This is a genomic window from Corynebacterium sp. HMSC14B06 (genome assembly GCF_001807075.1).
GTDB lineage: Bacteria > Actinomycetota > Actinomycetes > Mycobacteriales > Mycobacteriaceae > Corynebacterium > Corynebacterium jeikeium_D.
Genome location: NZ_KV787380.1, coordinates 229,671 through 245,781, shown reverse-complemented (window position 1 = coordinate 245,781; position 16,111 = coordinate 229,671). Strand labels below are relative to the sequence as shown.

Annotated in this window: 15 protein-coding genes; all 15 read right to left on the bottom strand. The window is 59.4% G+C overall.

Going from position 1 to position 16,111, the window contains the following annotated elements; genetic code table 11:
* Positions 1-387: 387 nt before the first annotated feature.
* The 15 genes from tyrS to HMPREF3130_RS07070 all read right to left on the bottom strand — a co-directional run bounded on the left by tyrS (position 388) and on the right by HMPREF3130_RS07070 (position 16,102).
* Positions 388-1,692: a tyrosine--tRNA ligase gene (gene tyrS / locus HMPREF3130_RS07140; RefSeq protein ID WP_070429636.1), complete on the bottom strand. Its 1,305-nt coding sequence runs from the start codon at positions 1,690-1,692 to the stop codon at positions 388-390.
* Between the two features lie 12 nt (positions 1,693-1,704).
* Positions 1,705-2,310, bottom strand: a complete 606-nt coding sequence (locus tag HMPREF3130_RS07135; protein ID WP_070429644.1) for a DNA-3-methyladenine glycosylase — start codon at positions 2,308-2,310, stop codon at positions 1,705-1,707.
* Between the two features lie 45 nt (positions 2,311-2,355).
* Positions 2,356-2,529, bottom strand: coding sequence for a Trm112 family protein (locus tag HMPREF3130_RS07130; RefSeq protein ID WP_005511714.1), 174 nt, complete (start codon positions 2,527-2,529; stop codon positions 2,356-2,358).
* On the bottom strand, positions 2,519-3,190 hold the full coding sequence (locus HMPREF3130_RS07125; RefSeq protein WP_070429635.1) for a hypothetical protein: 672 nt from the start codon (positions 3,188-3,190) through the stop codon (positions 2,519-2,521). The genes HMPREF3130_RS07130 and HMPREF3130_RS07125 overlap by 11 nt, the downstream gene beginning before the upstream one ends.
* Positions 3,177-4,808 (bottom strand): VWA domain-containing protein, encoded by a 1,632-nt coding sequence (locus HMPREF3130_RS07120; protein WP_070429634.1) that lies wholly within the window; start codon positions 4,806-4,808, stop codon positions 3,177-3,179. Before HMPREF3130_RS07120 ends, HMPREF3130_RS07125 begins: the two co-directional genes overlap by 14 nt.
* 6 nt (positions 4,809-4,814) lie before the next feature.
* Positions 4,815-5,966 (bottom strand): hypothetical protein, encoded by a 1,152-nt coding sequence (locus tag HMPREF3130_RS07115; protein ID WP_070429633.1) that lies wholly within the window; start codon positions 5,964-5,966, stop codon positions 4,815-4,817.
* A gap of 527 nt (positions 5,967-6,493) precedes the next feature.
* Complete coding sequence (gene argH, locus HMPREF3130_RS07110; protein ID WP_049170381.1) at positions 6,494-7,933, bottom strand: argininosuccinate lyase; 1,440 nt, start codon at positions 7,931-7,933, stop codon at positions 6,494-6,496.
* A 45-nt stretch (positions 7,934-7,978) separates the two neighbouring features.
* The gene (locus HMPREF3130_RS07105; protein WP_016422894.1) at positions 7,979-9,178 is read right to left on the bottom strand and encodes an argininosuccinate synthase; all 1,200 of its coding nucleotides are present in this window, start codon (positions 9,176-9,178) and stop codon (positions 7,979-7,981) included.
* Between the two features lie 49 nt (positions 9,179-9,227).
* A complete protein-coding gene (locus tag HMPREF3130_RS07100) occupies positions 9,228-9,710 on the bottom strand; it encodes an arginine repressor (RefSeq protein WP_005511719.1) in 483 nt (160 codons plus the stop codon).
* A 4-nt stretch (positions 9,711-9,714) separates the two neighbouring features.
* On the bottom strand, positions 9,715-10,656 hold the full coding sequence (gene argF, locus HMPREF3130_RS07095; protein WP_038625624.1) for an ornithine carbamoyltransferase: 942 nt from the start codon (positions 10,654-10,656) through the stop codon (positions 9,715-9,717).
* A gap of 6 nt (positions 10,657-10,662) precedes the next feature.
* Positions 10,663-11,868, bottom strand: coding sequence for an acetylornithine transaminase (locus HMPREF3130_RS07090; RefSeq protein WP_070429632.1), 1,206 nt, complete (start codon positions 11,866-11,868; stop codon positions 10,663-10,665).
* Positions 11,869-11,924: 56 nt separating this feature from the next.
* A complete protein-coding gene (gene argB / locus HMPREF3130_RS07085; protein ID WP_070429631.1) occupies positions 11,925-12,818 on the bottom strand; it encodes an acetylglutamate kinase in 894 nt (297 codons plus the stop codon).
* A gap of 21 nt (positions 12,819-12,839) precedes the next feature.
* The gene (gene argJ / locus HMPREF3130_RS07080; protein WP_016422898.1) at positions 12,840-14,048 is read right to left on the bottom strand and encodes a bifunctional glutamate N-acetyltransferase/amino-acid acetyltransferase ArgJ; all 1,209 of its coding nucleotides are present in this window, start codon (positions 14,046-14,048) and stop codon (positions 12,840-12,842) included.
* Entirely contained in the window at positions 14,045-15,085 is a 1,041-nt protein-coding gene (gene argC / locus HMPREF3130_RS07075) for an N-acetyl-gamma-glutamyl-phosphate reductase (RefSeq protein WP_172620236.1), read from the bottom strand. Before argC ends, argJ begins: the two co-directional genes overlap by 4 nt.
* A 180-nt stretch (positions 15,086-15,265) precedes the next feature.
* Positions 15,266-16,102: a trypsin-like serine protease gene (locus tag HMPREF3130_RS07070; RefSeq protein ID WP_016422900.1), complete on the bottom strand. Its 837-nt coding sequence runs from the start codon at positions 16,100-16,102 to the stop codon at positions 15,266-15,268.
* Positions 16,103-16,111 lie beyond the last annotated feature (9 nt).

The following is a 16,111-nucleotide window of genomic DNA, read 5'->3' as shown; positions in this document are numbered from 1 at the left end:
CCACATCAGCCAACCAAACACATAAACTGCCTAGCCGCGCTGACCTCCAGATACATTACACACACCCCACCCAAAGACACAAAACCCCAGGTAGATGGATATGAACTAGCGTTTTGCCTGTGGAGTAGAACGATTCATTAGGACCGACAGTCCCCACACCGTGACGAAAGCCGGGAGCTTTCGCTCATCGCTACCACCTTTGCTTCGGCTTCTACGCTCCCTTTAAAACAACTAAGGCTCCAAGCTGACCAGGAGCAGATGATTCTGAAATCATCAATCCCCTAGCCTGCCCGGAGCCCTAGCCCAGCTACCTAAAAGGAATCAAGCTGCATAAACACCAATTAATCGAGAGATTAGCAGCGCGCCTACACAAAGACCAACCAGCACCTACACGAACTTCACACCAGCGAAGTTCTTCTTACCGCGGCGCAGCACGATCCACTTGCCGTGCAGCAGGTCCTCGGCAGCTGGCTCCCACGCTTCGTCCTCGATGCGCTGGTTATTGGCGTACGCGCCACCTTCCTTAATGGTGCGGCGTGCCTCGCCCTTCGACTTGGCAAGACCCGCGGCGACGAGAAGGTCGACAACAGTACGCGGCTCGCCCTCAGCAATCTCCGCAACCTCAGTCTCCGAGACGGCACCTGCCAGGGTGGCCTCGTCCAGCTCGGTCAGCTCAGCACGCCCAAACAGGGCCTGCGCTGCCAGCTCAACTGCCTTGGTGGCCTCTTCGCCGTGAACCAGGTTGGTCATCTCCTGAGCCAGACGACGCTGCGCCTCACGCTTGAACGGACGCTCCGCAACAGCGACCTCGTACTCAGCAATCTCTTCCTGAGACAGGAAGGTGAACCAACGCAGGTAGTCAATAACAACCGAGTCACCAGCGTTGAGGAAGTACTGGTACCAGGAGTACGGCGAGGTCTTTTCAGCATCCAGCCACAGTTTGCCGCCACCGGTAGACTTACCGAACTTCTGACCCTGCGCATCGGTCACCAGCGGCACGGTCAGGCCGTGCACCTTGGCGCCGTCGATACGCCTGTTCAAATCGACACCAGAGACGATGTTGCCCCACTGATCACCGCCGCCAATCTGCAGCACGCAATCGTAGTTGCGGCGCAGCTGCACGTAGTCGTTGGACTGCAGCAGCATGTAGGAAAACTCGGTGTAGGAGATACCGTCAGACTCGAGGCGACGCTTCACGGTGTCGCGGTCGAGCATGGTGTTGAGGGAGAAGTTCTTGCCGACATCGCGAAGGAAGTCAATGACGGACATGTTCATAGTCCAGTCAGCATTATTGACCATCGTCGCCGGGGCATCGCCCTCAAAGTCAATGAAACGACGCAGCTGGCCCTTGATGGCCTCCAGGTTGTGCTCGATGGCTTCCTGGCTGAGCATCGAACGCTCACCGACATCACGCGGATCGCCAATGAAGCCCGTGGCGCCACCGGCCAGCGCAATTGGGTGGTGACCGGCCAGCTGGAAACGACGCAACATAATCATCGGAACCAGGTGGCCCGCGTGCAGCGAATCGCCCGTTGGGTCAAAACCGCAATACAGAGTAATGGGGTTTTCGCACGCCTCACGCAGCGCGTCAACATCGGTGGACTGATTAATCAGGCCACGCCACTGTAGTTCGTCGATAATGTTCTGTTCAGTCACGTCCCCTATCGTAACGTCTCGCTTGCCGACGTTCACCGCGAGGGTGACCTAGAACTCCTCAACGGCCTTCTTGTGGCGCCGATAGGCTGAGACGGAATCGTCCGGAAGCCACAGCCGCCAAGGCCGATTCGCCGCTCGCCGAACGCCCACACGCGGGCCCGCGTGGATGTCTTTATCCGGGTTGATGCTCTCTGGCTGCGCCACGAACACGCGTGACGACGGATCCAGCGCATCTGCCCCATAGTCATTTAAGTCAAGGCCAAGCGCCTGACCAACATTGCCCGGACCACGTCCGAGACCCGCAACCGCAGGTTTTTCACCGCGGCGACGGCGCACCGCATCCAGGCCCTGCTCAATGCGTACGGAGCGGACTAATACTCCCCCGCCCGTGCCGTCCGTAGCGCTGGTGATGTTGGCGCAAAAGTGGATGCCATAGGAGCGGTAGATATACCAATGCCCCGCCGGGCCAAACATGGCGCGATTGCGTGCGGTTGGCCCCATGAAGCAGTGCGCGGCCGGGTCAGGATAGCGCTGGTCAACTGGGCCACCATAGGCCTCGACCTCCGTGATGGTGGCGATAACATGCTCGGCGGGGATGACAATTACGCAGCCGAGCAGCGTCTGCGCAGCATCGATGGGAGCTCCCGACAGCATAGTGCGGTCGAGGACGCTGTAGCCGTCGGGAAGCGAGAAAGGCAATTACTTGTCCCAGGCGATAGCTTCGTCGGAAAGCATGACCGGAATGCCTTCGTCGATGCGGTAGGCGATCTTCAGGCGAGGATTGACCAGCACCTGCTCGTCTTCGAGGTATTCAAGCGGCCCCTTGTCACGCGGGCAAGCGAGGATATCAAGGAGTTTCGGATCAAGGCTCATAGTCCACTACCTTACCGAACTGAATTGCCAGGGTGTCACGCTGACCTTCCAAGGCAATCAGGTTGTCCTGACCGATGGCATCCTGAATCTTCCGCACTGCGGAATGCAGCAGCTCGATGGACTCCCGAGCCGGATCCTCGGCCTTATGACGCAGGCGCTCCGGGACTGCGAGGTAAGAGTTGACCGTCTGTGGCAAGTACTCCTCGATGATGCCGTCGATGACCACTTTCTGCTCGGGATAATCTTTGAGATACTTCCACTCGCTAAGCACAGACTCGAGCGTCACGCCAAGCTCATATGCGGCTTCTCCCAGCTCTTCGCCGGGCTCCTGCTCAAAGAGTGTTCCCAATGTCCGGTGGAGGCTCCTGCGCAGCTCAACCGGATTGAGCGGACGGCGCTGAGCAACCGCAGGCTTCGGCGCCGAGCTAACGGACTTCTGAGCTCCCTTGCTCTGCCTCGGCAACAAAGCAACCGACGCGCCCCACGCGGCAATCGCAACAACCGGCCACAGGAAACCAAGCCCCACGATCAGGTGCAGCAGCACGACGGCGATGGCAAGGACGAGCCCGACAATGTTGGCGGGGCTGTTAAGAAAGCCACCGCCAGAGGAAGTGCCGGAGGAAGTGCCGGAGGAAGTGCCGGAGGATTTACTGGTAGCCACGAATCTCCTTGAACACATCAGCAAGCTCGGTCTCACGGGATTCAAAGACCTTACCACCAGTCAGGTTCGCAAGTTCCTGCATTTCTCTCGGGTCTGCTTCGCCATAACGGATGACGAATACCGGTGGCAGATTCCCGCCCTTGGACTGGTAGAAATCACGGAATTCCGCAAAGCTCTTGCCCGACGTCACCTGACCATCGGTCAACACCACGATAGACGGGATGGAGTTCTTATCCGAGCTGCCGAGAAGGTCGAAGGCCTGAATCAGTGCGTCGTAAAGCGCCGTCTCGCCCTCTGCGTACAGACCATCGACGGCGGCGGTGAGCTGCGCGCGCGATTCCGGGCCGTCAATTGTCGTGGTCGTGGGCTCGCCGACGCTCGTACTGAACGGCAGGATCGTCGCGATCTCACGGTTTCGCAATCCCACGCTTCCCGTTTCGGTGCGTGCACTGCCGTCGACGATTGCGCGCATTGTCGCCTGTAGATCAGCGATGCGCTCCCCGAACATTGAACCGGAAGTGTCGAGAACAAAGACCGACTCTCCGGGCACGCGCAGGTCATTGTCGTACGCCTCGATGAGACGATCCGTGACTGCGCGATCACCCGGGAACGGCAGCTCGATAATGACGCTGTTGGTCATGCTTTCCGGCAGGTTGGCGTCATCGGAGACCGGGCGAAGGAAGTGGTCGGCGAGAACCTGCGAGTTCGCTTCCAGCCACTGCCCGAGTGCCTCCGTCTGCCGCGCGGCAAGGTCGTTAGCCGGCTGAGCTAGTGGCGTCAGCGGGTAATCCGCACTGATGACACCGTCGCTCGGAACAACAACTTCCAGGTCAGCGCCCTCTTTATTCATCTGCTGCAACACAGCTTCATAGTTGATGAGCGCGTCGACGGAGTCCGGCTCATCCAGGAACTTGTCGCGCAGCCACCCCGACGAACCCGAGGTCATCTTCTGCCCCTCGAAGAACTTCTGCAGTTCAGGCGTGGTGCGGTTGATATCCCCCGTAGTCAGCGCCGATCCGGTGTCGGCGAACGCGGTCGCAACCGACACCACACCGGAAAAGCCCGAGTTCGATTCCGCGGGGTTGGTCATGCCGTAGGCCAATTTGCCTGACGACGCAGCCTCCGCGATCTCAGCCCACGTCGGCTGCTTGGTATCCCAACCGAGCTCCCGAGCCTTCGCCGAATGGATACCGAACGCTACGGGTGAGGTGGCGACTTTCTTGGCTTCGCCCAGCTTGTCAGCCCCACCGAGCAGATCAACGTACCGGTTGGTAGCAAACCAAGTGGCATCAAAGTCGTTGTCGAATTCGCCTGCGACAAGCGCGTGGCTGTTCTTCACGGTGCCGTCGAGAAGCTCAAGGTTAATAGTAAAACCGAGGTCGTCGGAGGCCTTTTGCATCAGTGGCTGGAGCTCTGCAAGCTCCGTGGCCCCGGCGATGCGCATAGTCGAGCCCTTGAGATCAGAATCGACGTTGATCTTGTTCGTCTTGTCATCGTCTGAGCCCAGCGGCAGGTTCAGGCCACCGTCGGAGCAGGCCGCGACAGCGAAGATGCCGAGCACACCGACGAGGCCAAGAAGCATTTTGCGGAGGGCAGTTAGTGCCTTATCCATGTTCATTCGGCTTTACCCCTCTTCTGTTTCCGGCCTCGGTGGGCTCTGGTATCCACGGGACACACCCTCAATAAGCTGCTCGAGGATGTCGAAACTCGGCGGATCAATGGAGTCCACAAAATCGGTGGAGACCTCCTGGCCCGTCTTCAACTGCGTCTGGAATTCCTCCATCGCCTCAGGCTGGCTGGAGCGGTAACCGTGCTTGGCCGCCAGCTTCTGAAGCTCAGGGTCTTCGGCGAGGAGCCGTGCGACCGCAGCTCCATTGTCGTTAAAACCCAGCGCCACGTGAGTACTCAGAATCGTCGGCGATGGATACGCCAGGCGCATTTCCGACTTCAACCGGCTGTTCGGGGCACTGTTCTCCCCCAGGAACTGCGACTCGTAAACCATCACCATTGGCTTCGAACCGACACCCTGCGAGAGGTAGTCCGAAAATGGACCAGCCGACGAGGATTCCGTGTACCCCTGGCCGGTGAACAGAGGGGTGAGCTCCGGCAAGACCGCATTGACCTGCCCATTGTCAGACACAATCCGGCCTTCATTGGTAATCCAAGACATGAGCGACAAGTACATTGCGGCCGAGTTCGACGAACGAATGTCCGTTGTGGACATCTGCACCGTGCGCGGCGACGGATAATCGCTCTCCGCGAAGTCACGCCAGCGGACATTGTCGTGCTGCATCGTGGCCAGCGCTGCCATATCTACCTGCCACGTAGTGCCCTGTTGGCGAGCAACATTTTCCCGCGCCAATGCCTGCAAGATGTTGTCGAAAGTAGCGATCGCCATCGGTGTGTAGAAGACGTCGTACCGCTCAGCGCCGCTCATTTTCTCGGCAATTTTCTCCGCTGCCGGTGCTGACGACGGAAACGCCAAGTCGAAGGAATCCAGATCCACATCCGTGGCCATCCGACGCGAACCCGCCGTCTTTACTTCCACCGTATAGCCGTGAGAGGCAAGAGCCTTCTGGACCTCTTCGTCTTCGAAGAAGGGCTTCTTCTCAGAACCAACAATCGCCTTGACGACGGTCTTTTCACCACCGAAGAAATCACGGTTTCCTCCGGAGCTGCCACCAGAAAAACCTGGAATACTACCGCCGCGACCGACATAGACTGCAACAGCCGCGATGACAATCAAAATGACTGCAAGAATTGCCCCCGGGCCCATGCACCCTTTCTTGCTACCACTCTGATTTTTATTTTTATCTCGTGAGCTGCGATTTCCACCGCTCGACCGCGTACTTTCCGCCATGAAATTATGGTAAGAGACCCGGCCATACCTGGCAACAGATATAGAAATAATCAGTAATCTGCGTCACTTCGGGGGGGGCACCCTGGTATTACGGGTTTACTGGCGGCGGCGGGGCGAGCCGAGTTACTGACTACGTTTATGACTGGCGGCGGCGGGTCAATCCGAGTTACTGACTACGTTTATGACAAAAATGGCCCGAAAAATAGCCTGAAAGTGTCATAAACTTACACAGTTTCACATTTGCAGCCCGTATTCGCACGTGGAGCCCGTAATTTTTCGGGTTGCCAGTTACCGAGGTTGCCAGTTGTCGGGTCATCAGTTGTCGGGTTGCTGGTTTTTCTACTTTCTCCCCGGGCTGTAAAAAATCGGCGTGCGGTCGATTGACCGCACACCGATTAATTAGCCGCGTTAGCTGAGCTAGCAGGTTGCCAGCTTTGCCAGTTTTAGCCGCGAACCGGCTTTTCAGCCCACTGCTTTAGCTCAGTGTTCTTCTCGTCGACGCGAGCGAGCTGCTCTGCAACACGGACACCCGCGGTGCCGCCGCGAGTATCGCGGGAAGCGACAGCACCGTCAATAGTCAGCACTTCACGGACCTTCGGAGTCAGTGCCGGGTGGATACCGGCGAGGTCCTCGTCGGAAAGCTCGTCCAGACCGATACCGCCCTTGGACTCTGCGATGCGGACACACTGGCCGGATGCCTCGTGAGCGTCGCGGAACGGTACGCCCTCGCGGACCAGCCACTCAGCCAAGTCCGTGGCCAGGGTGTAGCCCGCCGGAGCGAGCTCGCGCAGACGGTCTTCGTGGAAGGTCAGCGTTGCCACCAGGCCGGTCAGGGCCGGCAGCAGCAAGGTTAGCTGCTCAACCGAGTCCACCAAAGGCTCCTTGTCCTCCTGGAGGTCACGGTTGTAGGCCAGCGGCTGCGCTTTCAGCGTGGCCATAAGACCAGCGAGGTTACCGATCAGGCGACCGGTCTTACCGCGGGTCAGCTCTGCCACGTCCGGGTTCTTCTTCTGCGGCATGATGGAGGATCCAGTCGACCAGGCATCAGCCAGAGTGACGTAGCCGTACTCCGGGGTGGCCCAGTAGATGATTTCCTCTGCCAGGCGAGACATGTCCACAGCAATCTGGGCGAAGACAAAAGCCGCCTCAGAGGCGAAGTCACGCGAAGAAGTGCCGTCAATGGAGTTGTCCGTGGCAGAGTCGAAGCCGAGCTCCTCCGCGATGGCCTCCGGATCCAGGTGCAGCGAAGATCCCGCGAGCGCACCGGAACCGTACGGGGACACAGCCAGTCGACGGTCGAGATCGCGGATGCGGTCCAGATCGCGCAGCAGCGGATGCGCGTGAGCCAGCAACTGGTGGGCCAGCAATACCGGCTGCGCTGCCTGGGAGTGGGTCTTGCCCGGCATGATGGCATCCGGATGTGCCTTGGACTGAGCCACCAGGGCGGCAACCAGGTCAGTGACATCCAGTGCAACGCCGCGCACGGCATCGCGCAGCCACATGCGGAACAGAGTTGCCACCTGGTCATTGCGGGAACGACCAGCGCGCAGGCGACCGCCGACCTCCGGGCCGACGCGATCAATCAGACCGCGCTCCATGGCACCGTGGACGTCCTCATCTGTCGGCTCTGGACCAAATTCGCCGGAGGCAACGTCGCGACCGAGCTGATCAAGGCCTTCGATCATGGTGTCAAAGTCGGCATCGCTGAGCAGCCCACGGGCATGCAGCACTCGGGCGTGGGCCTTGGACGCAAGAACGTCGTAAGGCGCGAGCACCCAGTCAAAATGGGTGGACTTGCTCAATGCGGCCATCGCCTCGGACGGGCCACCGGCAAAGCGGCCGCCCCACAGGGAGCCTTCGTTGGTACCGTGCTTTTCGACCATTGTCTTTTCCAATAGGCCTTTCGCTCTAGTCGCTCTGGAGAAGCTTTACAGTTTGAAGTCGCGCTTTGCGGCCATCTTCGAGGACAGGCCGTGCAGCTCGACAAAACCGCGAGCCAGGGTCTGGTCGAAGGTGTCGCCCTCGTCGTAGGTAGCCAGGTTGAAGTCGTACAGCGAGGTGTTCGAACGACGACCGTTGACGTTGCAGTGACCTGCGTGCATGACCATGCGGATGTCACCGGAAACGCCCTTCTGGGACTCCTCGATGAAGGCATCCAGCGCGCGCTTCAGCGGCGAGAACCACAGGCCGTCGTAGACCAGGTTGGCCCACTCGCCCTCGACCTGACGCTTGTAACGAGCCAGCTCACGCTCAACGGTGACGTCCTCGAGCGCTGCGTGTGCGGTCATGATGGCAATTGCGCCCGGAGCCTCGTAAATCTCGCGGGACTTAATGCCGACCAGGCGGTCTTCAACCATGTCCAGACGACCGATGCCCTGAGCACCAGCGCGGCGGTTCATCTCTTCGATGGCCTCAAGCACGGAAACCTTCTTGCCGTCGATGGCAGTCGGCTTACCGTCCTCGAAGGAGATGATGACCTCGTCCGGGGAGCTGAAGTTCAGGGTCGGATCCTCGGTGTACGCGTAGACATCCTTGGTTGGTGCGTTCCACAGGTCCTCCAGGTAGCCGGTCTCAATGGCGCGACCGAAGAGGTTCTGGTCAATGGAGAACGGAGAGGACTTGGACTGCTCAATTGGCAGACCCTTCTCCTCAGCGAAGGCAATAGCCTTGTCGCGGGTCCAAGCGAAGTCACGAGCCGGTGCAATAATCTTCAGATCCGGGGCGGTGTTGGCGAAACCAACCTCGAAACGGACCTGGTCATTGCCCTTACCGGTGCAGCCGTGTGCGACGTGAGTGCCACCGAACTCCTCTGCGGCCTTCGCCATGTGCTTAACAATCAGCGGGCGAGACAGTGCAGAAACCAGCGGGTACTGCTTCATGTAGAGACCATTGGCCTTAATGGTCGGCAGGCAGTACTCCTCGGCGAACTCGTCCTTAGCGTCGACAACGACAGCTTCGACAGCGCCGGCGTCCAGAGCGCGCTGACGCACGGACTCCATGTCCTCGCCGCCCTGTCCGACATCGATGGAAACTGCGACGACCTCGCCGTCGGTCATTTCCTTGAGGTACGGAATAGCAACGGTGGTGTCGAGGCCACCAGAGTAAGCAAGAATAACCCGGTTGGTCATAGGGTAAGCGCTCCTTTAATCGGTGCTTTAAAGCATTTCGTGGAATAGTTTACTGGTTCGTTCCGGCGGCTAGACGCTGGGCTAGGTCAGCGCCGGAAAGTGGTTCTCTAGCCAGGCACATTACGGTGTCATCTCCCGCAATTGTGCCAACGATTTCTTTGAGTCCCGCACGGTCAATCACACTGGCTAGATACTGTGCGGCTCCCGGTGGTGTACGCACAACCGCGATGGTGCCCGAATGATCAATGGAGACCAGCAGCTCGTCTAAAACGCGCCGCATCCTGGCCACTGCCCCGCTGGAGACAGCGAGTGCATCTTCGACGATGGAATACCGCGAACCGTTGGCTCCATCGCGAATCTTTCGGGCTCCCAGCTCATCGAGGTCTCTGGACAACGTCGCCTGCGCAATCTCAATGCCTTCGTCGGCAAGCAGCTCGACGAGCTGAACCTGACTGGACACGTGATGCTGCGCCAGCAGGTCAGCGATGCGCGTCTGCCTAGCTGTGCGAGAACCTGGTTGTGCTGCGGTCATGACCTTACTGCCTCTCCACCAGCCAGGTCAGCAACGCCTTCTGAGCGTGCATGCGGTTTTCCGCCTCGTCGAAGACTACCGACTGCGGGCCATCGATGACCTCGGCGGTAACTTCGTTGCCGCGGTATGCCGGCAGGCAGTGCAGGAAGATGGCATCCTCATTTGCCTTCGCCATCAGCTCAGCGTTGACCTGGTACGGCAGAAACGGAGTGCGACGATCCAGGCCGTCGTTCTCCTGCCCCATGCTGACCCAGGTATCGGTGATGACAACGTCGGCACCGGCAATGGCCTCATCGACGTCTGCGGTTACGGCCACGGCCGCACCGGTCTGCTCCGCGACCTTCTTGGCGCGGTCGACGTAGACCTGCTCCGGCTGGAAGTTCTCCGGTGCACAGATGGTGACGTCCAGCCCTGCGGTGGCGAAGCCTACTAGGTAGGAGTTGGCCATGTTGTTGGCACCATCGCCAAAGTAGACAGCCTTCTTGCCACGCAGTCCCGCCTGGCCTTCTTCCGGGCATTTGTGCTCGATGATGGTCTGCAGGTCAGCGAGAATCTGGCACGGGTGGAACTCGTCGGAAAGCGCGTTGACAATCGGCACCGTCGCGGTCTCAGACATGGCCTCCAGCCCTGACTGTGCGTAGGTACGCCAGACGATTGCCGAGACAAAACGGCTGAGCACAGCAGCGGTGTCCTGGTAGGTCTCACCCTTGCCCATCTGCGAGTTTCCGGTTTCAACCACAATCGCGTTGCCGCCCAGAGCCGCAATGCCAGCGTCGAAGGAGAAACGGGTACGAGTCGAGGTCTTGTCGAACAGCACCGCAACCGACTGCGGCCCCTCAAACGGCCGGCGGGAGTACGGCGCTGCCTTCAGCTCTGCAGCCAACTGCAGCACCTCAGCCTGCTCCTGTGGAGTCAGGTCATCATCGGCGAGAAAATGACGGAGCATCAGTTCCTAATTCCTTCCATTGTTGGCGACAGCCTCAACGGCGTCGTTCAGGCAGGCATCAATCAACTCGACGGCGCGGTTGACTTCCTCATCGCTGAGGTTCAACGGCGGCACAATACGCAGCACATTCGCCTGCGGAGCGTTCAGAATGACACCACGTTCATAACCGGCGTTAACCGCTTCCTTCGCCAGGTTCTCGCGCAGCACCAGTCCAAGCATGAAGCCGCGACCACGCACGTGATCGACATGGCTTAACGACGCGAGCTTGCGAGCCAGGACCTTGCCCTTCTCGGTGACTCGATTGAGCAGCTTTTCTTCTTCCAGCGTCTCGATGACGGCCAGGCCGGCAGCGGCACAGACCGGATTGCCACCAAAGGTGGTACCGTGCGCACCAGGAGTAAACAGTTCCGCTGCGCGGCCGTTGGCGATGACAGCACCGAGCGGCAGGCCGCCGCCGAGGCCCTTGGCCAACGTCATGACATCCGGCACGATGCCATCGTGCTGGTGGGCAAACCACTGGCCGGTACGGCCGATGCCGGTCTGTACTTCGTCGACAATCATGAGAACGTCGAAGCGCTTGGTCAGTTCGCGGACGGCAGCGAGGTATCCCTCTGGCGGTGCGACCACACCGGTCTCACCCTGAATTGGTTCCAGAATCACCGCAGCGACACCCAACGGATCGGATTCGATGGTCTTGGTGAGGAAGTCAATGTCACCGTACGGCACGAACTCGACTCCACCCGGCATCGGTTCGAACGGGGTGCGCTTGTCCGGCTGACCGGTCATGGCAAGTGCGCCCATGGTGCGGCCATGGAACCCGTGGTGGGTCGCGATAATGCGGTTGCGTCCCGTCAAACGTGCCAGCTTGAACGCCGCCTCATTGGCCTCGGTGCCGGAATTGCAGAACATAATCCGGGTGTCATCAGTGTCCCAGCCAGTGAGCTCAATGAGCTTCTCGCCCAGTGCCAACGGTGGCTCAGAGGCGAAGATGTTGGACACGTGCCCCATCGTGGAAATCTGCTTGGACACAGCTTCCACGATGGCCGGATGTGCGTGACCCAACGCGTTGACTGCAATACCGGCGAGCAGATCCAGGTATTCCTTGCCCTCGGAATCCGTGACAATAGCGCCCTTACCCTGCACAAGCTCAATGCGCGGCGTGCCGTAATTGTTCATCATCGTGTGTTGCCACTGCTGCTTGAAGTCGCTCATGTCGTCTTTCAACCTGCCTAACGTGTGTAGCTAAATTCTTGTCAGTCTTTTCTGCCTTATCCGGGCTCTACCATTGTGCCGATACCGCCGGAAGTCATCAGCTCCAGCAGCACCGAGTGTGGCTGGCGGCCGTCGATAACGTGGGCTGCAGGCACTCCCCGATCTACTGCGTTCAGGCAGGACTCCATCTTCGGAATCATTCCGGAATCCAGCGTCGGAAGGATTTCTCGCAGATGCGAAGTGGAAATCCTCGACACCAGCGAATCGCGGTTCGGCCAATCCGTGTAGAGACCCTCGACATTAGTCAGAATCACCAAACGGTTCGCGTTAATTGCCGATGCCAGTGCACCTGCTGCCGTGTCGGCGTTGATGTTGTAGACCTCTTTGCCATCAGCGGACGGCGCAATCGTAGAGACCACCGGAATACGTCCGGCATCAATCAGGTCTAACAGCGTTTCCGAGTGCACCTCGGTGATATTGCCAACCAGCCCGATATCTGTCTCCTTGCCACCGACATTTACCGTGCGTCGAGTACCGGTGAACAGGCCACCGTCCTCACCAGAGGTACCCACTGCATAGGGGCCGTAGGCGTTGATGAGGTTCACCAGTTCGCGGCCGACCTGCCCGAAGAGCACCATGCGGACAATTTCCATGACCTCCGGAGTCGTGACGCGGAAACCGCCTCGGAACTCTCCCTCCAGCCCCAGGCGCTTGAGCATCGACGAAATCTGAGGGCCGCCACCGTGGACAACCACCGGCTTCACCCCCACGGTGCGCAGAAAAACCATGTCCTGCGCGAAGGCCTTCTTCAGTTTCAGGTCGGTCATCGCGTTACCGCCGTACTTGACCACCACAATCTTGTCGCGGTGGTGCTGCAGCCACGGCAGTGCTTCCGCCAGCACATGTGCCCGCTGTTCGAAGGACAGCCCTTCGGTCAACTGGTGAACCATTGCAGAGTCTCCTCAAAACCTTTACGACGAATATGCCGAGTTGATGTGAACGTAGTCGTGGGAAAGGTCAGTCGTACGAATCGTGGCCTCTTCCGGATTACCAGTACCGAGGTCAACCTCCACGGCAATGTCCTTGCCGGAGAGATCCACTTCACGAGCATCAGGCGTGCCACCGGTATCGCGACAGACTACATGACCGTTGAAGGAAACAGTGATGTGCTCCGGATCCATATCCACCGGTGCAGTGCCGACAGCCGCCAGCACACGACCCCAGTTCGGGTCCGAACCGAACATCGCACACTTGAAGAGGTTGTCGCGGCCGATGATTCGAGCAGCTACCAGAGCATCTTCAGCACCACCGGTGCCACGCACGGTCACGGACACACGCTTGGTCACGCCTTCGGCGTCCGACTGCATCTGGCGCGCGATGGAATCACACACACTGAGCACTGCCTGGTCGAGCTCCTCCTGCGAGGGCTTCACACCAGAGGCACCGTTGGCCAAAATGATGACGGTGTCATTGGTGGATGTGGAGCCATCAATATCTAGGCGGTTAAACGTAACCTCGCTCGCCTTGGCAATAGCCTCGTGCGCCATTTCTGCGCTTACCGACGCATCCGTCGTAATCACACCGAGCATCGTGGCCATCGACGGGCTAATCATGCCAACACCCTTGCCCATAGCGCCGACAGTGAATCCGTCACCATGCGCAACGGCCTGCTTTGCCACCAAGTCAGTGGTCAAGATGGCTTCTGCTGCAGCCGTACCTGCGGCGGCATCGCTGCCCAGATTCTCACAAAGCTTCGGCACACCTGCCAGAACAATGTCCATCGGCAGCCGGTCACCAATCAAGCCGGTGGAGCAGGTACCAATCTCGGTAACATCGACGCCGAGCTCATCTGCGACCTTCTGACAGACTTCGAGGGCGTCGGAAATACCCGGCTGACCATTGCAGGCGTTGGCATTGCCCGAGTTCAGCACCACAGCGGACAGCTTGCCGTCAGCGATGTGCTTCTTGGATACCGTCACCGGCGCAGCCTGGACACGGTTGGTAGTAAAGACAGCCGCAGCAGTCTTCTCCGGCCCCTGGTTTACGATGAGCGCCATGTCCGGGTTTCCGCTGACCTTGATGCCTGCAATGACACCACTGGCCACGAACCCCTGAGGTGCACATACGCCGCCTTCGTCACCAGCGACGTTGACGAGACCTTCTTTTTCTTCCTTCATCATGGGGCAACTCCTACCAATGGAAGTCCTGCAGTTTCATTCTGTCCAGTAACCAAATTCATGCACTGAACTGCGGCACCACCGGTGCCCTTTGTCAGATTGTCAATCGCCGAGGTCAGCACCAGACGCTTGGCGCGTTCATCTACCTCAACCTGAATCTGAACCAAGTTAGAGCCAATTACCGACTGCGTCTGCGGCTGCAGCCCTTCGGCCAACACCTGCACAAACGGCTCACCCTTGTAGAACTCGAGGTAGGCCTCCCGTGCGGTTGCCTCCGTCACCCCGTCGACAAGCGGAGCGGTGATGGTGGTGAGAATGCCGCGCGACGTCGGAGCGAGCACCGGCGTGAAGCTGACGGTGAGAGCCTCTGCGTACGGCTTGAGGTTTTGTAGGAACTCTGCGGTGTGGCGGTGCTTGCCCGCAGTGTTGTAGGCGCGGAGATTGCCCATAACCTCGGACCCGAGCAGGGGCACAGCTGCCTTCTTGCCCGCACCGGAGGTACCGGTGACGGAAACAACGGACAGATCCGGCTTGACCAGACCCTTTGCAACTGCCGGCAGTGCCGTAATGGTACCGCCAGTGGGGAAACAACCCGGCACAGCAATACGCTTGGAAGCAGCCACTACTTCCCTGTTGCCCGGCAGCTCCGGAATACCGTAAGTCCAGGTACCGGCGTGCTCCGAGCCGTAGTAGTGCTCCCACTCATCGGCATCCTGCAGGCGGAAATCCGCGCCGCAGTCAATAATCACCGTGTCATCGCCCAACTGCTCTGCAATCGCAGCCGAATGACCGTGGGGCAGGCCGAGGAACACCACGTCATGCCCGGCAAGTGTGTCACCATTAGTCGGCTCAATACGACGATCAGCCAAAGGTGCCACATGAGGCATAATGTCGCCCACACGGGCACCCGCGTTGGATGCTCCCGTTAGTGCGCCGATGGTCAGTTCGCCGGAAAGATACGCCGGGTGCGACAACAGGAGGCGGAGGATCTCTCCTCCTGCGTAACCGGTCGCACCAGCAATGGCAACGGAAATACTCATGCCAAACATTCAACACTTTTATTCACTGCGTTGCAAGATATTCATAGAATTCGTTGCCAAAGTGCTGGAATTCTATCGATGTGACGTGAGTGAATTATGAATATAACGCCGTCGTCGGTACATACATCTGGTTCGCCGAGCCGGCCATTCAATCAGCGCGCCGGATTACTCAACGCCGGACTATTCAACTACGACGCTTGGCTCCTGGCTCATCACGCCATCTGCCCACTGCGCCACCGATGACGTCGTGGTGTAGAGATAGTAACCCGATTCCTCCGGTGCCACGCTGCCATCAAAAGCCACCGCGCCCGAGAACACCGCCGCTAGCTGGCCGTCGATAAAAAGCGGTCCGCCCGAATCGCCTACCTGCAACGCCGCGGGGCGCTCCATGCGCGCCAACACGGAGTCTTCCCGCACGCATTGTTGATACTTCACCGGGCACATCGAAGCGGTGACGGTCGCCGACGGCAGCGAGCCATCCGCAACATCGCCGAGCAGCGATCGCCCATAGACCGTGCCTGCCGTTTCTTGCTCCGAAAACGCTTGACGACGTTCCATTGCGGGATACCCCGGAAGAGCTGCGTCGCCCGCAAGGTGAACAAGCGCTACGTCACCGGTGGGCGCAATTTCCCAGCTATCGATAGGAACACGGTGGGAATCCTGACCGAAACCGACCTCTACTTCCCCAGCCTGCTGCGGGACATCACGCACGCAGTGGGCGGCGGTCATTACCCACTGCGGGGCGATTGCAGTTCCCGTGCAAAAGTTTCCGGTATGGGGACTGGTCTGGACCATGATTGACACCACGGAGTCCGCCGCCACACTAGGCGCAGCAGCCTCCCCGCCAACCAGCGCAGCCGCACTCGGCGCGCCGGTGAGCAACAGACCTGCCGTGACAGCAGCTGCAGCCACAGTCGCCGCAGGCTTCGCGCTGCTCACCGCGCGCACTCCAACGCGCTGCTCTCGTGCCTCTGCGCTATTCAGCCTGTTGCCGCGGTGCCGCAAGATGCCAATCATGGGTATCTC